Genomic DNA, 20,579 nt, shown 5'->3' on the forward strand with positions numbered 1-20,579 from the left:
TATTTTTTTATAAAAAATAAGAAAAAACTCATAAAAATATGAGTTTTTTCTTAAAAAAATCAATTTTTTATATCAATTAAGCTTCGTATACGTTACGAACGATATTTGTTTGATTACGATCTGGTCCAACCGAGAACATAGATAATTGGATTCCTGTTAATTCAGAAACACGCTCTACGTATTTTCTTGCATTTTCAGGAAGCTCATCCAATGATTTCACAGCAGTAACATCTTCTGTCCAACCTGGAAGCTCTTCATATACAGGCTCACATTTCGCTAAAATGTTTAAGTTAGCTGGAACTTCATCGATAACTTCGCCATTGTATTTGTAAGCAACACAAATTTTAACAGTTGGAATACCTGTTAATACATCGATAGAGTTTAATGATAAATCTGTTAAACCACTAACACGACGTGCATGTCTTACAACAACGCTATCGAACCAACCTACACGGCGTGGACGACCCGTTGTTGTTCCGTATTCACGACCAACTTCACGAATTTGGTGACCGATTTCATCATTAAGTTCAGTAGGGAATGGACCATCACCAACACGGCTTGTATATGCTTTACATACACCTACAACGCGAGTAACTTTCGCAGGACCGACTCCAGTTCCAACTGTTACACCACCAGCAATTGGGTTAGAAGATGTAACGAACGGGTACGTACCGTGGTCGATATCAAGCATAACACCTTGTGCACCTTCAAATAATACACGATTATTGTTATCTAGTGCATCATTTAATACGACAGATGTATCGCATACGTAATGTGCGATTTGTTGTCCGTATTCGAAGTACTCTTCAAAGATTTCTTCTACGCTGAAACCTTCTGTATCGTACATTTTTTCAAACAAACGATTTTTCTCCACTAAATTACGCTCAAGCTTCTCTTTAAATGCTTCACGGTCTAAAAGATCAGCCATACGGATACCAATACGAGCAGCTTTATCCATATATGCAGGACCGATACCTTTTTTCGTTGTACCAATCTTGTTATCACCTTTACTCGCTTCTTCTAATTCATCTTGTTTTAAGTGATAAGGTAAAATAACGTGCGCACGGTTACTTACACGTAAATTATCAGTACTTACACCACGATCGTGTAAGTATTTCAACTCTTCAAGTAATGCTTTCGGATCTACTACTAAGCCATTTCCGATTACACAAATTTTCTCTTTATAGAAAATACCAGATGGAATTAAGTGTAATTTATATTTAACTCCGCCGAAAACAATTGTATGTCCCGCGTTATTTCCACCTTGATATCTTGCAACTACTTCCGCATGCTCAGAAAGAAAATCAGTGATTTTACCTTTTCCTTCGTCGCCCCATTGTGTTCCTACAACTACTACTGAAGACATTATTAAAGCACCTCCGCAATTTTCAAACGATCTATTCAAACAATATAATTGTACCAAAACAGAAAGAGAAGTCAACCAAAAAGCGAACATTTTTTTACCGAAAAACGTTTTCGTTCGTAAGAATTACATATTCACCTTATGAAAGCCCTATCTTTTATATAAAAAAAAAGAAACACATCTTATTATAAGAAATGTGTTTCTTTTTTATACTGCCTTTATGCATGCGGTGCATGTCCATCCTCAAAGCGGCGTTCTAAGTTGACGAATTTATTAAATTCCTTAACAAACGCAAGCTCTACTGAACCTACCGGACCATTACGTTGTTTTGCAATGATAATTTCAATTGTATTTTTATTTTCTGTTTCACGGTCATAGTAATCTTCACGATATAGGAAGGCTACAATGTCAGCATCCTGCTCGATACTTCCTGATTCACGAATGTCAGACATCATCGGACGTTTATCTTGACGGGATTCTACACCACGAGATAACTGCGACAAGGCGATGACAGGTACTTGTAATTCACGTGCAATCCCTTTTAATGTACGAGAAATCTCAGATACTTCCTGCTGACGGTTTTCTCCTGATTTCCCACTTCCTTGAATAAGCTGTAAATAGTCAATCAAAACCATCCCAAGACCTTGCTCTTGCTTTAATCTACGACATTTTGCTCGAATCTCATTTACTTTAATCCCTGGTGTATCATCAATATATATACCAGCATTAGAAAGGCTACCCATCGCCATTGTTAATTTCGCCCAATCATCAGAAGTTAATGAACCGGTACGAAGTCTTTGTGCATCAATATTTCCTTCTGCACAAAGCATACGCATAACAAGCTGATCAGAGCCCATCTCTAAACTAAAAATCGCTACATTTTCATCAGTTTTCGTCGCTACGTTTTGTGCGATATTTAGTGAAAATGCAGTTTTTCCTACCGATGGACGCGCCGCCACGATGATTAAATCATTTCGCTGAAAACCTGCGGTCATCTTATCTAATTCAGTAAATCCAGTTGGTATCCCGGTAACTTCACCCTTTTGATTATGCAAAAGTTCAATTTTATCATAAGCATCTACAAGAACATCTTTAATGTTTTGGAATGCTTTTGCATTTGTTTGGTGAGATACTTCTAATATTTTTTTCTCAGCCTCGTTTAAAAGGCCATCCACATCATCTTCTCGCTCGTATCCATCCGATACAATATGAGTCGCCGTTCGAATTAAACGACGTAAAAGTGCCTTTTCAGCGATGATGCGTGCATAATATTCTACATTAGCAGCTGTTGGAACAACTTCTGCTAACTCTGCTAGATAAGAAACCCCACCAACTTCTTCTAGTAATCCTTGATCAGCCATCGCTGATGTCATTATTACTAAGTCGATTGGTTCTCCCTTATCAGACAACCCAAGCATGACTTCAAAAATCTTTTGATGTTTCGTTCGATAAAATGAGTCAGGTACCAATAGTTCCGATGCTGACGTTAACGCATCCTGATCAATTAATATGGCACCTAAGACTGCCTGCTCAGCTTCTATATTATGCGGAGGGGTACGATCAGCCATTACATCACTCATGCGCAATCCTCCTTGCTTAATTTATTTTTATTGTTCACTAACATGAACTTTTACTGTTGCTGTTACTTGCGGATGCAATTTCACATTGACGTTTGTATAACCTAATGCACGGATTGCATCATCCATTTCAAATTTACGTTTATCAAGTTTAATCTTGTGTGACTTTTGCATTACATCTACAATTTGTTTACTCGTGATAGAACCAAATAAGCGGCCACCTTCTCCAGATTTCGCCTTTACTTCTACAGTTAATTTCTCTAATGTTTCTTTCAGCTCTTTTGCATTCTCAACTTCTGCTGCTGCATCTTTTTCCTCTTTGCGCTTTTGAGCATCTAAAGTTTTCATACTGCTGTTTGTCGCTTCGGCAGCTAACCCCTGTTTTAGTAAGAAATTATTTGCATAACCGTCTGGTACGTTTTTTATTTCTCCTTTTTTACCTTTACCTTTTACGTCTTTTAGAAAAATTACTTTCATGATTGTGTGCCTCCCTGTAAATAGTCATCAATAACAAATCGAAGCTTCTCCTCCGCTTCATCTACTGTAACATTTTTCATTTGTGTGGCTGCATTTGTTAAGTGCCCGCCACCTCCTAAATTCTCCATAATTAGCTGTACATTCAATTCACCTAAAGATCTACCACTAATTCCAATGAAATTTTCTCCGCGTTTTGCAATAACAAACGATGCAATGATACCTGTCATTGTCAATAATGTGTCTGCTGATTGTGCAATAAGTACTTGGTCATAATATTCATCACCATGAACTTTAGCAATCGCAATTCCATTTTTATAAATGTACGCATTTTTAATGGCTTTTGCAACTCGTAAATACTGACCCATATCTTCTTTTAAAAGTTCTTGTACAAGTACAGTGTCTGCGCCATGCGAGCGTAAATAAGAAGCGGCATCAAATGTACGAGCGCCTGTACGGAATGTAAAACTTTTCGTATCAACAATAATACCAGCTAACAATGCCGTTGCTTCTAACATTGTCATCTTTAAATTTTTCGGTTGATACTCAAGTAATTCTGTAACAAGCTCTGCCGTTGAAGAAGCATATGGCTCCATATAAACAAGTAATGGATCTTCAATGAAATCTTCCCCGCGGCGATGATGGTCAATAACTACTACATTTTCAATCTTGTGTAACAGTTTTTCCTCCATCACCATTGAAGGTTTATGTGTGTCAACAACAACAAGTAATGAATCATCATTTGCAAATTCCATCGCTTGCCCTGGTGTAATAAAATGTGACCATAACTCTTCATTTTGTTTCACTTTATCCATCAAACGTTTGATTCCTTTATCAGAATCATTTTCATCTAATACAATATATCCTTTGCGCTCATTTAATTGAGCTACCTTTAAAATACCAATCGCTGCACCAATCGCATCCATATCAGGAGCTCTATGCCCCATTATAATGACATTACTGCTTTCTAATACTAAATCCTTTAATGCATGCGAAATAACCCTAGCACGTACACGAGTACGCTTTTCAACCGGATTCGTCTTACCACCGTAAAACTTAACTTTACCCGTTGCTTGTTTAATAGCTACTTGGTCTCCTCCTCGTCCTAATGCAAGGTCTAAACCAGATTGAGCCATCGCTCCAAGCTCTGATAAAGGTAAATCACCTGAGCCAACACCAACACTTAATGTAAGTGGTATATTCCTTTTTGATGTTTCTTCACGCACTTGATCCAAAATACTAAATTTCCCTTTCTCCATTTGCGCTAAAATACTTTCATTTAGTACAACGAAGAATCTTTCTGAAGATGCACGTTTCAAATATGCACCATACTTAACGGCCCATTCATTTAGACGTGACGTCACAAGACTTGTTATATTCGTACGTAATTGGTCATCTAATCCTTGTGTAACTTCATCATAGTTATCTAAATAAATAACAGCTAAAACAGTGCGTTGATCTTCATACATCTTTTCAATTTCTGTTTGTTCCGTTACATCAAAGAAATAAATTAGCTTTTCTTCTTTCCTTACAAAAACACGAAACTTTCGATTATTTAAAGAAACTATATCGTCAGAAGTTTCCCCCTTAATAAAAAGGAGTAATGTTTCTGATACATCGTAAAGGTGCCAACCAGCTAATGCATGCTGCCCCAAACATGATGATAAATAAGGATTCGCCCAATCAATTCCATAATCCTTATTGTATAACAAAATACCAATTGGCATTTGGTTAAATGCTTCATTACTCACTTTCTTTACCCTTGTAATCATATCTGTCGTATGTTTTTCAAAATTCCTTTGAAAAGTAAGTTCGAATCGTATAACGAAAAAAAGTACAATACAAAAGATAAAAAAGGCTGATATCCCCATAATTAAATGAAAGTAACAGAGGAGTGAAATTAGCACGAATACAAAAAATGCCAATACGTAAACAGGATATAAAAACCACTGTTTCTTATAAAATTCAGGCATGTATACAACTCCTATAAAGTAAAACTAACTCACTTTCCAGTTAGTTAAACAAATTAAAATAGTGTAAGGAATATTATTTTATTCCCCTATTTTAGAACGCAATGAAATCCCTAAATCAATTATACCTAAGATTGTTACAAGAGGAAACATCATCGGAATAAACATGCAGACAATAAAACTAATAATAGGAACACCTTTCGTAAAACCTTTGCTATGCGCTATAAAAGCGATAAATGTCAGACCTTGCAGTACTAGTAGTAAAGCAAATATGACATATAAATTAGAAAATACCATATGTAAATATGATGTCGGTTCTACTTTTATAAAAGTTGATAGCAAAATAAATATAACGTAATACCAAACAATACTCTTTGGTAATTGTATATCTTTAAATTTAGGCCAAGGTATAACGTCATGCTTTAGTTTTCTCAAAACACTACCTGATATCATAACTGTAATCCAAGAAAAACATACAGAAACCATCACAAGCAAACTTGGGAATAACGTTTGTAACACATCATTAAATTGTGCAAATAATTCTTTTTGCTCTTTACTAATAGGCATACCCGCAGCAGTAACTATCTTTTCACTTTGCGCCATACTTTCATTAAACATATTTTGCATTTGCTTCATTAAATCTATGTTAAAAAACTTTATACTCGCAACATAAATGAGCATAATACCAATTAAGTACGCAAGCGTCCCCGCCATTAAAGTTTCTACCGGCTTTTTTCGTTTTTTATACATATATCCTAAAACGATACCTATCAATCCAAACATAGTTGTCTTTACTAGGTTCATCGGCTGACTGACAATAACAGTAATAAAAAGCGCCGCAGTAAAAACTATAAAGGCGTTAGATAATCTATATCTTATCGTTAGCAATATAAATGGCAATGGCAACGCAAACGTTACAACTGTACCTAAAATTGGAACATACATAGATATAAGCAATAACATTGCATATATCGCTAACAGTGCTGCACCCTCAGTAATAAATTTCGTATTCTTCATCATCTAACCTCTCTTTCAAAAAAAGAAAAGCATAGCAAAATGCACAGTAGAGTCCGACTCTACTGTGCATTTCATACGCTATTATTCACCAACATATGGTAAAAGTGCCATTTGACGAGCACGTTTAATTGCAACTGTAAGTTTGCGTTGGTATTTCGCGCTTGTTCCTGTTACACGACGAGGTAAAATTTTACCGCGCTCAGAAACGAAACGTTTTAATAAATCAACATCTTTATAGTCAATGCGAGTGATGCCGTTAGATGTGAAGAAACACACCTTACGACGCTTCGCACGTCCACCTTTGCGTCCTGCCATGTCTATTCCCTCCATTCTTTGTTAAAAATAGCCGATTCACACCATTAAAATGGTAAATCGTCGTCCGAAATGTCAATCGGTTGACCAACATTCGAAAATGGATCGTCATTCTTCGTAAATCCAGAGTTACCTTGATTACCTTGGTTACCTGAATTACTAGATTGACCAAATGGGTTAGAGCTTTGGTTACCGAAACCAGCTCCTGATGGTTGCTGATTGAATGAACCACGTTGCTCCCCACCGCCATTACGCGGCTCTAAAAATTGTACGCTCTCCGCAAGAACTTCTGTTACATATACACGTTTACCATCTTGTCCATCGTAATTACGAGTTTGAAGACGTCCGTCTACGCCTGCTAAGCTACCTTTTTTCAAATAATTTGCCACGTTTTCTGCTTGTTTACGCCATATTACACAATTAATAAAGTCAGCTTCACGCTCACCTTGTTGATTCGCAAATGCGCGATTCACAGCTAACGTAAAAGTAGCTACTGCAACACCATTGGGCGTGTAACGTAAGTCAGGGTCCTTAGTTAAACGACCAACGAGGATAACACGATTCATCAATCGAACCACTCTCCCTTATATATCAATTATTTTTCTTCTTCTTTAACAACGATATGACGAAGGATATCTTCGTTGATCTTAGCTAAACGGTCGAATTCGTTAATCGCCTCTGAGTTAGAGTTCACGTTTAAGATCATGTAGAAACCTTCACGTAAGTCGTTGATTTCGTAAGCTAAACGACGCTTACCCCACTCTTTTGTGTTAATGATTTCTGCACCATTGTTTGTTAAAACACCTGCGAAACGTTCAACTAAAGCTTTTTGAGCTTCTTCTTCAACGCCAGGACGAATGATGTACATAATTTCGTACTTTCTCATTACACTTTCACCTCCTTTTGGTCTAAACGGCCCATAATGGGCAAGGAGCAATTAATTTATAGTAATTACTCACGAGTTTAGATTATATCATAGTAAGTTATATGAATCAACTCACCAATACGTAAAAAACTTGGCAAACACATAATATATTTGCCAAGTTCATATCTTTATTTTTCCTAGGAAATATTAAATTAAACGTTAAAGCGGAAGTGCATAACATCTCCGTCTTTTACGATATACTCTTTTCCTTCTAAACGTACTTTTCCAGCTTCTTTTGCAGCTGTCATAGAACCGTTTGTCATTAAATCATCATAAGAAACTGTTTCTGCGCGAATAAATCCACGCTCAAAGTCTGTATGAATTACGCCAGCACATTGTGGTGCTTTCATACCTTGTTTAAACGTCCATGCACGCACTTCTTGCACACCAGCTGTGAAGTAAGTAGCAAGTCCTAATAAGTCATATGCAGCACGAATTAACTGATCTAAACCAGATTCTTCAATACCTAATTCTTCCAGGAATACTTTTTTCTCTTCTTCGTCTAACTCAGCGATTTCTTCTTCGATTTTTGCACATACAACGATAACTTGAGAATTTTCATTTGCAGCAAATTCTTTTACCATTTGTACATATTTATTTTCAGAAGGATCCATAATATCATCTTCACTTACGTTTGCTACGTATAGCATTTCTTTCGTTGTAAGTAAATGAAGGCCTTTAACAATCTTCATTTGCTCTTCTGTAAATTCAACAGTACGAGCTGGTTTTCCCTCTTCGAAAGCTTCTTTTAAACGCACTAAAATTTCATGCTCATATACTGCTTCTTTATCTTTTTGTCTTGCTAATTTCGCAACACGCTCGATACGTTTATCAACTGATTCTAAATCCGCTAAGATTAGTTCTAAGTTGATTGTTTCAATATCATCAATTGGATCTACTTTCCCTGAAACGTGTGTAATATTTTCATCTTCAAAACAACGAACAACTTGGCAAATTGCATCTACTTGGCGAATGTGAGATAAGAATTTATTTCCTAATCCTTCACCTTTACTCGCACCTTTTACGATACCTGCGATATCAGTAAATTCGAATACAGTCGGAACAGTTTTTTTCGGTTCTACTAATTCCGTTAATTTATTTAAGCGCTCATCTGGTACTTCTACAATCCCTACGTTTGGATCGATTGTACAGAATGGATAGTTCGCAGATTCTGCTCCTGCTTGTGTAATTGCATTAAATAAAGTGGACTTCCCTACGTTAGGTAATCCAACAATCCCAGCCGTTAATCCCATATTTTTCACTCCTATGTCTCAATCTTTCATCATTATAGATAGTAACGAAAAAAATGACAAGTTTCCACCAAATGAAAAAAAGCAACGGCTGTCTACTGCAGCTGTTGCTTTTTCACTATTCTTCATGCTTCACAAGTATTTTTTTTACCTTACGATCAAACTCTCTTCGAGGAATCATTACCGAATGGTCACACCCCTCGCACTTAACGCGGATATCCATTCCCATACGAATAATCTTCCAGCGATTTTCACCACATGGATGGGCTTTCTTCATTTCCACAACATCGTACAAGTTATATTGCTTTTGCTCCACTCTCCAAACCCCTCTCCATACTAAATTGCTTTTCCACTAACCAATTCTTCACGATTATATAAAACCATACGTGGATATGGAATTTCAATTCCATGTAAATCCAGACGAGTTTTAATCTCTTTACGAAGAGCTCTTGCAATAACTGCATGTTGCATCGGCTCCACTTCAGCAATAACACGTAATATAACTTCTGATGCAGCTAATGTTTGTACACCTAACAATTGAGGCGTTGTTACCATCTTCTCGTACTTTGCAGGTAATTCTACTAATAACTCTTCAATTACTTGCTCTGCTTTTGCTATATCGGCCTCATACGAAATAGATACATCAACGAATGCTACACTATTACTAACCGAAAAATTAGTAACTTGAATAATACTTCCGTTTGGTAAAGTATGAATTTCCCCTGTCCAGCTCTTTAGTTTCGTTGTACGAAGTCCAATTTCTAAAACAACTCCCTCAAACTGACCAATTCTTACATAGTCACCAACTGAAAACTGATCTTCTAGCAAAATAAATAGTCCTGTAATGACATCTTTCACTAAACTTTGTGCACCAAATCCGACTGCTAAACCAATAACCCCGGCACCAGCTAATAGACCTGATGCATTAATATTGAACACGCCTAAAATCGCAATCAACATAATAAATATAACAACGTATGCCACAATATTTTCAAGTAACTTCGCTACTGTAACTGTACGACGTTCTGAAATTTGAATTGGCGAACGACTTCCCATGCGAAACGCATTTCGTACAACTGCCCTTGCAACTCGCACAATGATTGCACCAAGTATTAAAATAACGACTATTTTTAGTGTTTTTACACCTATATTCGTCCAATCAATGGACTCAAACCATTTCAACGCTAAATCCATGTACCTCTACCTCTCCAGCTAAAATTTCTTTTTAGTTATCCTTCTCATTGTATCAGAAGTCTCTCTGATTTCTGAAAAAATTTTATGACTTTAATTCCATTTGTTAACTTCTATCCAGGTATAAAATGGAGCGAATATATATATACTAGTACTATTATTTCCGTTTTCACTCACATTTTGCAAAAAGTACGCACTTATAGTTTTCCATTTTACTCAACGTATAACATATTTTGAAAATTTATTAAAAGGATGGGTGCTTCATGAATATTGGAAGTTTTCGCTTACCTTTTTTCGAAAAAGAAACTCAAAATGTTATGCACCAAGACTTAGAAGCCTCCGAGACAATCAGTAACTTTTTACTTTCCCATATTCCCATTAAAACTAACATACCACTCATTCTCGTTTGCATCGGAACAGATCGTTCCACCGGTGATGCACTCGGCCCATTAGTTGGCACTAAACTAGAACAAGTAGAAATTAAAAACTTCCAAGTATTCGGCACACTAGATGAACCAATACATGCGTTAAATTTAGAAGAGAAAATTCAGAATATACAGAAAGAAAATCCTACTTCTTTTATAATTGCTGTTGATGCATGCTTAGGAAAATCTCAAAGTATCGGTTCAATCACTACTGGAAAGGGACCTAGTAAACCTGGAGCTGCGATGAATAAGAAATTACCTGCAGTTGGTGATTTGCATATTCATGGCATCGTAAATTTAAATGGTTTCATGGAGTTTTTCGTACTTCAAAATACAAGACTAAGTTTAGTTATGAAGATGGCCGATGTAATTGCACAAAGTATAAAAGAAACCGATCAAAAATTATCTGCATTAAAAAAAGCAAACCATCTATAAACAATAAGATGGTTTGCTTTTTAATTTCCCTTTGATAATAATTCTAAAATTCGATTTAAATCTTCTTTATTAAAAAATTCGATTTCGATTTTACCTTTTTCTTTTTTCGTTTCTTTAATTTTTACATCCGTACCAAACTTTTCTCTTAAAAACGTTTCACGCTCTACAAAAAATATATTTCTTTCTTTTTTCACTTGTTGTGTTTCACGTGAAACACGTTGATTAATTTCCTGGACAATTTGTTCCAATTGGCGAACATTCAGTCCTTCTTTTTCAATTCGCTTCAATAAAGATTTCAACTGTTCTTCATCTTTTATTGTAAGTAAAGTTCTTCCATGAGCCATTGAAAGTTGACCGTTTGCAATCATATCTTGAACGAATGAAGGGAGGCTTAACAAACGAGTATAATTTGCGATATAAGGCCTGCTTTTACCAAGACGTTTTGCTAATTGTTCTTGTGTTACATTTAGCTCGTTCATTAACATCTGATATGCCATTGCCTCTTCCATAGGATTTAAATCTTCTCGTTGTAAGTTTTCAAGCAAAGCAAATTCCATCATTTGCTGCTCATTTAATTGCCTTACGACAGCAGGCACTTTCTCAAGTCCGGCCTCTTTAGCAGCACGATATCTTCTTTCACCTGCAACTATTTCATATCCTTTAATACTCTTTCGAGCAATTAAAGGTTGCAATATACCGTGCTCTTTAATAGAAGCCGCTAATTCCTGAATCGCTTCTTTATTGAAATATTTACGTGGTTGATATGGATTCGGCCTTAATTCAGTTACTATAATCTCCTGAATTGTTTCTTCTTCTTTCACATCTAAATCTGGAAAAAACACGTTGATTCCTCTTCCTAATCCCTTAGCCACCTGCAATCACTTCCTCTGCTAAATCTAAATATACTTCTGCTCCTCTTGATTTAGCGTCATACTGCATAATTGGTTTTCCATGACTTGGTGCCTCACTTAAGCGAACATTACGAGGAATAATCGAACGATATACTTTATCTCTAAAGTATTTTTTCACTTCATCTATAACTTGAATTCCTAAATTTGTACGAGCATCCAACATCGTTAACAATACACCTTGAATTGCTAAATTTTTATTTAAATGCTTTTGCACAAGTCGAACTGTATTTAATAGCTGACTTAACCCTTCCAGCGCGTAATATTCACACTGTACAGGAATAATAACAGAATCTGCTGCGGTTAATGCATTAATCGTTAATAACCCTAAGGATGGGGGACAGTCAATAATAATATACTCATATTCATCACGAATTGGCTGTAACGCTCTTTGCAAGCGTACTTCCCGGGAAATGGTTGGTACCAATTCAATTTCAGCACCAGCCAATTGAATTGTAGCGGGTAGAACATCTAAGTTTTCAGTTGCGGTTTTCCGTATGGCACCTTGAACATCTGCATCTTCTACAAGAACATTATAAATACATTGATCTAATTCAGACTTTTCAATCCCTACACCAGTCGTTGCATTTCCTTGAGCATCAATATCTACGAGAAGGACTTTTTTTCCTACTTGTGCCAATCCAGCCCCTAAATTAACGGATGTTGTTGTTTTTCCAACACCGCCTTTTTGATTAGCAATAGCAATGATTTTTCCCATGATGTCACCTACTTTCAACCTTTCTTTCTTATTCTAGAAACAATTACGTTTATTGTAACATGAAATAAAAGTTTTTCTTTTACGTCCTTATTAAACTTCAAAATTTATTTCTAAACTCCTTCTTGCTTTAACAAGAAAATATAGTAAAAGAGACCTCTCCAATAGGATAAGGTCTCTAGCACGTAATTATTTTTTCTTCGGAATTTTAATCGTAATTTGATAGTATTCATCAAACTCTTCTTCCGCAGAATTAACATTCAAACCACTATTAGCAACCATTTGTAATGATTGTCTAATCGTGTTCATAGCAATTCTCGCATCTCGACTTACTGCTTTTTGCTTCGCTTTGCGCTTTGGTTTTACTTCTTCTAATAACTTTGCAATTCGTTCTTCTGTTTGCTTTACATTCAATTGCTTCTCCACAATCTCTTGTAAAACCTTCAGTTGTAATTCCTCATTCTTCAAAGGAATAAGGGCGCGAGCATGCCGTTCTGTAATACTTTTTTCTAATAATGCACTTTTGATTTCTTCAGGCAATTTTAATAATCGCAATTTATTTGCGACTGTCGATTGTCCTTTTCCAAGTCGTTGTGCCAATGCTTCTTGTGTTAAATTATGTAACTCAATCAGCTTTTGATATGCCACAGCTTCCTCAATTGCTGTTAATTCCTCACGTTGCAAATTTTCAATTAACGCTACAGAAGCTGTCTCAGTATCATTTAAATTCTTTATTATTGCAGGAACTTTTTCCCACCCTAACTTTGTTGCTGCGCGGAAACGCCTTTCCCCGGCAATAATCTCGTACTTATCATCCTCATACTGTCTCACAACAATCGGCTGGATAAGCCCATGTGTACGAATCGTTAATGCTAGCTCCTCAATACGTGCATCGTCAAAAACTGTTCGTGGTTGATAACGGTTAGGGGTAATGTTTACTATCGGAATTTCCTGTATTTCTTCATATACCTTTTTAGCTATTTCTTCATGGCTTTCGTCTTGTAATTCGAATTCGCTCTCTTTATCTCCAAAGCCAAATAAACGAGAAAACGTATTTTTCATACATATTCCACCACCTTTTAGGCCTATTGACTGTTCTACATAAAATGTTTCCTATGAAACATTTACGTTTTCATTTATATAATTTAATCTTACGTCTAATAAGATTTATTTTTCAATAGGTAATTTATTGGGCGTTCCCGGTTTGCGTGGATATTTCTTTGGTGTCTTGCGCTTTTTCTCGATTAATAAAATATTACGCTCGCTTTCTTCAAACGGTAATTGGAACGTAGACATTTCTTTCAATTCTCCGCCAAGTACCTCTAAAGCATATTTGCCATTTTCGATTTCTTCGTTCGCCGCTGCACCTTTCATTGCAATGAATGTTCCCCCTACTTTTACAAGTGGTAAACATAGCTCACTTAATACAGAAAGACGTGCAACTGCACGTGCCATTACAATATCGTATGCTTCACGTACACCTTCTTTTTTTCCAAATGTTTCAGCACGATCATGACAAAATGCAACATCACTTAATTCTAACTTTTGCGCTAAGTGATTTAAGAAATTAATACGTTTTTGTAATGAATCTACAATTGTTACTTTTAAGTGTGGGAAACAGATTTTTAAAGGGATACTTGGGAATCCAGCTCCTGCTCCAACATCACAAATAGAAAATGGTTTCGAAAAATCATAATAAAAAGCCGCTGTAACAGAATCAAAAAAGTGTTTTAAGTATACTTCTTCTTTCTCCGTAATAGCCGTTAAGTTCATTTTTTCATTCCACTCTACTAATGTTTCAAAATAGATTCCGAACTGCTCTAACTGTCTAGAAGAGAGGGAAATACCCTTCTCTTCTAGCATAGATTGAAATTGTTCTATGTTCATCTAGCAATATCTCCTTACTATGTTATTGGTTCGATACTCGTGCAATTTTTCCTTGTTCAATGTAAATAAGCAAAATGGAAACATCAGCTGGATTTACGCCAGAAATACGTGAAGCTTGCCCCATTGAAAGCGGACGAACATCTTTCAATTTCTGTCTCGCTTCTGAGGCAAGGCTAGAAATCGCATCATAATCAATATCCACAGGAATTTTTTTGTTTTCCATTTTCTTCATACGTTCTACTTGCTGTAAAGATTTTTCAATGTATCCTTCGTACTTGGTCTGAATTTCAACTTGTTCCGTAATTTCATCACTTAATGGTACTTCACTTGGTACTAAAAGATGAATATGCTCATATGTCACCTCTGGACGACGTAATAAGTCACTTGCACGTATTCCATCTTTCAATTCACTTCCGCCAATACTACGAATTAATTCTTGAACTTCAGGACGCGGTTTAATAAAAATACTCTCTAACCGTTCCTTCTCCTGTTCAATTTGTAACTTTTTATTTGTAAATCGCTCATAGCGATCTTCTTTAATTAAGCCAATTTCACGACCAACTTCAGTTAAACGAAGGTCAGCATTATCATGGCGTAATAATAGGCGATATTCTGCACGAGACGTTAATAAACGATATGGTTCATTTGTACCTTTCGTTACAAGGTCATCAATTAAGACACCAATATAAGCATCAGCACGACCTAAAATAACTTCTTTTTTACCTAAAGAACGACACGCTGCATTAATCCCAGCCATAAGCCCTTGTCCTGCTGCTTCTTCGTAACCAGAAGTTCCGTTAATTTGTCCTGCTGTATATAAATTTTTAATTTTTTTCGTTTCAAGTGTTGGCCATAGTTGAGTTGGTACGATCGCATCATATTCAATTGCATAACCCGTACGCATCATTTCAACATTTTCTAGGCCAGGAATTGTTCTAAGCATTGCACGCTGTACATCTTCTGGTAAGCTCGTCGATAAGCCTTGTACATATACTTCTTGTGTATTACGTCCTTCTGGCTCTAAGAAAATTTGATGACGTGGTTTATCATTAAATCTTACTACCTTGTCTTCAATTGAAGGGCAATATCTAGGCCCTGTTCCTTTAATCATACCAGAATACATAGCTGAGCGATGTAAGTTTTCATCTATTAAACGATGTGTTTCTGTACTTGTATACGTTAACCAACATGGAATTTGATCCATAATAAATTTTGTCGTTTCAAAAGAGAAAGCACGTGGCTTATCATCACCTGGTTGAATTTCTGTTTTACTATAATCAATCGTATTACTGTTTACACGCGGAGGTGTACCTGTTTTAAATCTAACAAGATCAAAACCAAGTTCCTCTAAGTGTTCAGATAATGTAATAGATGGTTGCTGATTATTTGGACCACTTGAATATTTTAAATCTCCCATAATAATCTCACCACGTAAAAATGTTCCCGTTGTAATTACAACTGTTTTCGCTGTGTATTCAGCACCAGCTTGCGTAATTACCCCTTTACATACACCATCTTCAATAATTAAACGCTCTACCAGACCTTGAAACAACGTTAAGTTTGGTGTTTCTTCAATTGTTTTCTTTAATTCATGCTGGTAAGAGAATTTATCAGCTTGTGCACGAAGCGCGCGTACAGCTGGTCCTTTACCCGTATTTAACATACGCATTTGAATATGTGTTTTATCAATATTGCGTCCCATTTCTCCGCCTAATGCATCAATTTCACGAACAACAATCCCTTTTGCTGGTCCACCAACAGAAGGGTTACATGGCATGAACGCTACCATATCTAAGTTAATTGTTAACATTAATGTTTTTGAGCCCATTCGTGCTGCCGCAAGACCAGCTTCACATCCTGCATGACCTGCACCGATTACTATGACATCATATGAACCGGCATTGTATCCCATTGTTTATTCCTCCTAATAACCTCTATCTTACTAAATCATCTCTGATTAAAGTTTTACTTTATTTTCCTAAACAAAATTGAGAGAACAATTGGTCAATTAAACTTTCATGGACAGTATCACCAGTAATTTCACCAAGTATTTCCCACGCTCTTGTTAAATCAATTTGAACCATATCAATCGGAACACCATTTTCTATCGCTTCAATTGCATCGTTAATTGTTCTTCCTGCTTGTGTTAATAATCCGATATGTCTCGCATTAGACACGTATGTCATATCCGCAGAATCAATTGTTCCTTCAAAGAATAAATCAGCTATTGCCTTTTCAAGCTCATCTATTCCTTGCTCCTCAATTAAAGATGTTGTAATAACACGATTGCCTACCGCTAAATCTGTAACACGTTCCATATCAATTCCTTGCGGTAAATCTGTCTTATTTACAATGACAATGAAATCTTTTCCTTGTACAGCACGGAATAGATCCTCATCTTCATTTGTTAAAGCCTCGCTATAGTTCACTACAATTAACACTAAGTCTGCTTGGCTCATCATTTCCTTCGAACGCTCTACACCAATTCGTTCAACAATATCTTCCGTTTCACGAATTCCGGCTGTATCTATAAGTTTAAGTGGTACACCACGCACATTAACGTACTCTTCAATAACATCACGAGTTGTTCCTGCAATATCAGTTACAATTGCCTTTTTCTCCTGAACAAGACTATTTAATAGCGATGATTTCCCAACGTTAGGTCTACCGATAATCGCGGTAGAAATGCCTTCACGTAAAATCTTTCCTTGCTTCGATGTTTCTAATATCTTTGCAATTTCAGCACGGACATGTGTAGCTTTCTCAATTAAAATATTATGCGTCATCTCTTCTACATCATCATATTCTGGGTAATCTATATTCACCTCAATATGAGCTAATGTTTCTAATATTTCTTGACGCAGATGGCCGATTAATTTAGATAATCGTCCTTCCATTTGGTTAATCGCTACATTCATAGCACGATCTGTTTTCGCACGGATTAAGTCCATAACAGCTTCTGCTTGTGATAAATCAATACGTCCATTTAAAAAAGCACGTTTTGTAAATTCACCAGGCTCTGCCAGTCGTACTCCTTGCGCTAAAATAAGCTGTAATACTTTATTTACCGAAACAAGTCCACCATGACAGTTAATTTCTACTATATTTTCACGCGTAAAAGTCCTTGGTGCACGCATAATGGACACCATAACTTCTTCAATAACTTGATTTGTATCTAAATCGACAATATGACCATAATGAATTGTATGAGAAGAAACCTGTGTTAAATCCTTCCCTTTAAAAATACGATCGACTTTCTCAATCGCATCATCCCCACTTACTCGAACAATGGCAATTGCACCTTCCCCAAGTGCTGTGGAAATTGCGGCAATTGTATCAAATTCCATGTCCTTTCACCTCACTTGCTTATTTATCTCTATTTCAACATGAATTTTTTCCGTCACTAAATTATTAGGATACCATAACGAACCTATCTACAAAAGAATAATAACTCATTTTATTATGTCCTTATGTAAAAAACACTAAACTTATTCACAGTGGATAAGTTTAGTGTTTTTTAGTTATCCACATTTATTTTCTCCTCAAAAAAACCGGCACTCAATTGAGTAACCGGTCACTTGGAAGATATTACAACATACCGATGTGGTTCTTTCCCTTCAGAAGTTGTAATGATATTTTGATGATTAGATAATGCTTGGTGAATAATTTTTCGTTCGAAAGAAGGCATTGGTTCTAGAACAACTCTTTTTTTCGTACTCACTACTTGTTTTGCTAATCGATAGGAAAGAGTTTCTAACGTATTTTTTCTTTTACTACGATAGTTTTCAGCATCCAGTGTAATACCAATATATTGCTTTGTATTACGGTTCGCAACAAGCTTTGTTAAATACTGTAAAGAATTCAACGTATTCCCTCTTTTACCAATTAAAACACCAATATTTTCACCAGAAATTGTAAATTCAACTTCGCGTCCTTTTACAATTTTTCTAATCTCAACTTCCACACCCATATTTTGAATAACATTTTTTAAATATTCTTCACATTCTTGGATTGGATCTTTTTTCAATACAACTTCTACAACAGCGGGGCGATTCCCAAATAAACCTAGGAACCCCCTCTTACCCTCATCGATAATATTTATATCTACTCGATCTTTCGAAGCATTTAATTGTCTTAAAGCATCTTGTACTGCCAGCTCGACTGTTTGTCCTTTAGCAGTAATCATACTCACTTGCTTGATCCTCCTGCCTTACTAGCCTTAATTTCAGGCCCTTTGATCATATACATTTGAGCGATACCAAAGATATTACCAACTACCCAGTACAATGATAGTGCTGCTGGGAAGTTAATTGCAAAGACTAAAATCATAATTGGCATAAGCCAAATCATCATTGCCATTTGCGGATTTTGTCCAGCCGTTCCTGCCATTGCAAGCTTTTGCTGAATAAACGTCGTAATAGCTGCAACAACTGGAAGGATATAGAAAGGATCCGCCTGTCCTAAATCGAACCATAAAAATGTATGTTCACTAATTGCTGTTGTTCTCATAATCGCATGATAAAACGCGAATAAAATAGGCATCTGAACAAATATTGGTAAACATCCTGCTAATGGGTTTACACCATTCTTTTGATATAACTGCATCATTTCTTGTTGTAGTTTTTGCTGTGTTGCTTGATCTTTAGAACTATATTTCTCTTTTAATTTCACCATTTCTGGTTGTAACGCCTGCATTGCTTTCGTACTCTTCGTTTGTTTAATCATTAATGGTAATAATGCAAAACGAATGATAAGAGTTGTAACAACGATTGCTAAACCGTAATTACTACCAAATAATTCTGCAAAATACGTGATTAACTGAGAAAGCGGGTATACGAAATATTCATTCCAAATCCCAGTGCTTTTCGGTGTAATCGGTTGATTTGTTTCACTACAGCCGGTAGCAATTGCCATTAGCATAATAACCATGGCTAATAAACCTATTTTCTTTTTCAAAGCCTGCTCCTCCTTGTTTCGGTATGTATATAGTGTAATTCATTTCCTTACGCTACTTTTTTATTCTTTTCATACCAGAGCGTTTAAAGACATGAATTAAGCTTTTCTTTAACTCTTCATATGTCATCTCTGCACAAGGCTTCCTTGCTATTATAACAAAATCTTTTCCAGAATCTATCTCATCTTTTAATTCTATAATCGATTGGCGAATCATACGCTTAATTCGATTACGCACTACTGCATTTCCTATTTTCTTACTAACAGAAAGACCAATGCGAAAATGCGGCTGTTTTTCTTTATCTAATTTGTATACAACAAACTGGCGATTGGCATTCGATTGTCCTTTTTGGAAAACAGCCTGGAATTCATCATTCTTTTTTATACGATTTTTTTTCTTCATATCATTTGACACTCCTGTATTTCATCAGCGGAAACTCATTATTATTAGAAAAAAAGACCACTGAACGATCAGTGGTCTACGCAGATAATACTTTTCTTCCTTTACGACGACGAGCTGCTAGCACTTTACGTCCGTTTGCTGTGCTCATACGGCTGCGGAAACCATGTACTTTGCTGCGCTTACGTTTATTTGGTTGGTAAGTTCTTTTCATTATATGACACCTCCCTGAGGAATATCTGTTAAAGACAGTCTAATAAATTATAGTAAATCAAATAGGAAAATGTCAATGGTTCTCGAAATTTTCATCAAATATTCATTTTTAACCTATTCACACACTTTTTCACAGTCCCTATATTTCCTTGTGGATAAATATATTTTCTCTTTTTTGTATCCACAAACTCTTTTTTTACTTTTACACAGTATATCGTATTGTGGACAAGTTTATTCCACAAGGTATTGATTTTGTGGATAACTTTCTTAAATTCATTGCTATAGCTGCTTTTTTTTGATATTATAGTTGTGTTTTCACTTTGAATAAGTTTTCCACACCTTTATTTTATCCACAATTTGTGTATAACATGTGGATAGTTTAAATCACATGTGAGTAAATAGTTGTCCACATGTGTTATTTTGTCGAAAACTCTATCTCGGATACTAACGACGTTTTTATATTTTAAAATACGTTTCGTATAAATATGCATTAGAAATATTTACAGGTTGTACAATTGTTGCGCAACCTTATTCTTTTACCATCTTTGTAAAGGAGGGACACCT

General features: G+C 35.9%; 22 protein-coding genes. 1 reads left to right on the forward strand and 21 read right to left on the reverse strand.

Translation table 11 applies throughout. From position 1 onward, the window contains the following. Positions 1–76: 76 nt before the first annotated feature. The 11 genes from NSQ69_RS27025 to NSQ69_RS27075 form a co-directional block, all read right to left on the reverse strand. Positions 77–1,366, reverse strand: a complete 1,290-nt coding sequence (locus NSQ69_RS27025) for an adenylosuccinate synthase (protein ID WP_003192712.1) — start codon at positions 1,364–1,366, stop codon at positions 77–79. Positions 1,367–1,581: 215 nt separating this feature from the next. Beyond that, the gene (gene dnaB / locus NSQ69_RS27030; RefSeq protein WP_002016457.1) at positions 1,582–2,943 is read right to left on the reverse strand and encodes a replicative DNA helicase; all 1,362 of its coding nucleotides are present in this window, start codon (positions 2,941–2,943) and stop codon (positions 1,582–1,584) included. Positions 2,944–2,970: 27 nt separating this feature from the next. Continuing rightward, positions 2,971–3,417, reverse strand: a complete 447-nt coding sequence (gene rplI, locus NSQ69_RS27035; protein WP_002130186.1) for a 50S ribosomal protein L9 — start codon at positions 3,415–3,417, stop codon at positions 2,971–2,973. Continuing rightward, a complete protein-coding gene (locus tag NSQ69_RS27040) occupies positions 3,414–5,387 on the reverse strand; it encodes a DHH family phosphoesterase (protein WP_341099851.1) in 1,974 nt (657 codons plus the stop codon). The genes rplI and NSQ69_RS27040 overlap by 4 nt, the downstream gene beginning before the upstream one ends. Positions 5,388–5,465: 78 nt before the next feature. Continuing rightward, positions 5,466–6,401, reverse strand: coding sequence for a YybS family protein (locus NSQ69_RS27045; protein ID WP_002130187.1), 936 nt, complete (start codon positions 6,399–6,401; stop codon positions 5,466–5,468). Between the two features lie 81 nt (positions 6,402–6,482). Then, a complete protein-coding gene (rpsR, locus tag NSQ69_RS27050; RefSeq protein WP_000918874.1) occupies positions 6,483–6,716 on the reverse strand; it encodes a 30S ribosomal protein S18 in 234 nt (77 codons plus the stop codon). 44 nt (positions 6,717–6,760) lie between these two features. Then, positions 6,761–7,282 carry a single-stranded DNA-binding protein gene (gene ssb / locus NSQ69_RS27055; RefSeq protein ID WP_000981963.1) on the reverse strand — a complete coding sequence of 174 codons (522 nt, stop codon included), beginning with the start codon at positions 7,280–7,282 and terminating at the stop codon, positions 6,761–6,763. A gap of 26 nt (positions 7,283–7,308) precedes the next feature. Next, positions 7,309–7,599 carry a 30S ribosomal protein S6 gene (gene rpsF / locus NSQ69_RS27060; RefSeq protein ID WP_001233782.1) on the reverse strand — a complete coding sequence of 97 codons (291 nt, stop codon included), beginning with the start codon at positions 7,597–7,599 and terminating at the stop codon, positions 7,309–7,311. Between the two features lie 191 nt (positions 7,600–7,790). Beyond that, positions 7,791–8,891, reverse strand: coding sequence for a redox-regulated ATPase YchF (gene ychF, locus NSQ69_RS27065; protein ID WP_000524661.1), 1,101 nt, complete (start codon positions 8,889–8,891; stop codon positions 7,791–7,793). A 115-nt stretch (positions 8,892–9,006) separates the two neighbouring features. Continuing rightward, complete coding sequence (locus NSQ69_RS27070; protein WP_000436054.1) at positions 9,007–9,204, reverse strand: DUF951 domain-containing protein; 198 nt, start codon at positions 9,202–9,204, stop codon at positions 9,007–9,009. 20 nt (positions 9,205–9,224) lie between these two features. Beyond that, positions 9,225–10,082, reverse strand: coding sequence for a mechanosensitive ion channel family protein (locus NSQ69_RS27075; protein WP_000362302.1), 858 nt, complete (start codon positions 10,080–10,082; stop codon positions 9,225–9,227). Positions 10,083–10,342: 260 nt separating this feature from the next. On the opposite strand from NSQ69_RS27075, the gene yyaC reads away from it, so the two are divergent. After that, on the forward strand, positions 10,343–10,939 hold the full coding sequence (gene yyaC, locus NSQ69_RS27080; RefSeq protein WP_001020734.1) for a spore protease YyaC: 597 nt from the start codon (positions 10,343–10,345) through the stop codon (positions 10,937–10,939). 20 nt (positions 10,940–10,959) lie between these two features. On the opposite strand, the gene spo0J is transcribed toward yyaC, so the two are convergent. The 10 genes from spo0J to rpmH form a co-directional block, all read right to left on the reverse strand. Beyond that, the gene (gene spo0J, locus NSQ69_RS27085; protein ID WP_170935246.1) at positions 10,960–11,811 is read right to left on the reverse strand and encodes a stage 0 sporulation protein Spo0J; all 852 of its coding nucleotides are present in this window, start codon (positions 11,809–11,811) and stop codon (positions 10,960–10,962) included. Next, a complete protein-coding gene (gene soj / locus NSQ69_RS27090; RefSeq protein WP_002016469.1) occupies positions 11,804–12,565 on the reverse strand; it encodes a sporulation initiation inhibitor protein Soj in 762 nt (253 codons plus the stop codon). The genes spo0J and soj overlap by 8 nt, the downstream gene beginning before the upstream one ends. Positions 12,566–12,751: 186 nt before the next feature. Further along, on the reverse strand, positions 12,752–13,624 hold the full coding sequence (gene noc, locus NSQ69_RS27095; RefSeq protein WP_002016471.1) for a nucleoid occlusion protein: 873 nt from the start codon (positions 13,622–13,624) through the stop codon (positions 12,752–12,754). A gap of 105 nt (positions 13,625–13,729) precedes the next feature. Further along, positions 13,730–14,449 carry a 16S rRNA (guanine(527)-N(7))-methyltransferase RsmG gene (gene rsmG, locus NSQ69_RS27100; protein WP_002016472.1) on the reverse strand — a complete coding sequence of 240 codons (720 nt, stop codon included), beginning with the start codon at positions 14,447–14,449 and terminating at the stop codon, positions 13,730–13,732. Positions 14,450–14,471: 22 nt separating this feature from the next. Further along, a complete protein-coding gene (gene mnmG, locus NSQ69_RS27105) occupies positions 14,472–16,361 on the reverse strand; it encodes a tRNA uridine-5-carboxymethylaminomethyl(34) synthesis enzyme MnmG (RefSeq protein ID WP_002130192.1) in 1,890 nt (629 codons plus the stop codon). Between the two features lie 58 nt (positions 16,362–16,419). Further along, positions 16,420–17,796, reverse strand: a complete 1,377-nt coding sequence (gene mnmE / locus NSQ69_RS27110; protein ID WP_002130195.1) for a tRNA uridine-5-carboxymethylaminomethyl(34) synthesis GTPase MnmE — start codon at positions 17,794–17,796, stop codon at positions 16,420–16,422. A 227-nt stretch (positions 17,797–18,023) separates the two neighbouring features. Beyond that, positions 18,024–18,641 carry an RNA-binding cell elongation regulator Jag/EloR gene (gene jag / locus NSQ69_RS27115; RefSeq protein ID WP_002130196.1) on the reverse strand — a complete coding sequence of 206 codons (618 nt, stop codon included), beginning with the start codon at positions 18,639–18,641 and terminating at the stop codon, positions 18,024–18,026. Next, positions 18,638–19,405: a YidC family membrane integrase SpoIIIJ gene (gene spoIIIJ / locus NSQ69_RS27120; protein ID WP_002130197.1), complete on the reverse strand. Its 768-nt coding sequence runs from the start codon at positions 19,403–19,405 to the stop codon at positions 18,638–18,640. The genes jag and spoIIIJ overlap by 4 nt, the downstream gene beginning before the upstream one ends. Positions 19,406–19,457: 52 nt before the next feature. After that, positions 19,458–19,805, reverse strand: coding sequence for a ribonuclease P protein component (rnpA, locus tag NSQ69_RS27125; RefSeq protein WP_002089963.1), 348 nt, complete (start codon positions 19,803–19,805; stop codon positions 19,458–19,460). Positions 19,806–19,881: 76 nt separating this feature from the next. Next, positions 19,882–20,016, reverse strand: a complete 135-nt coding sequence (gene rpmH, locus NSQ69_RS27130; protein WP_000831901.1) for a 50S ribosomal protein L34 — start codon at positions 20,014–20,016, stop codon at positions 19,882–19,884. Positions 20,017–20,579: the final 563 nt, after the last annotated feature.

The organism is Bacillus sp. FSL R10-2201 (genome assembly GCF_038008665.1).
In the GTDB taxonomy this organism is placed as follows: Bacteria; Bacillota; Bacilli; order Bacillales; family Bacillaceae_G; genus Bacillus_A; species Bacillus_A mycoides.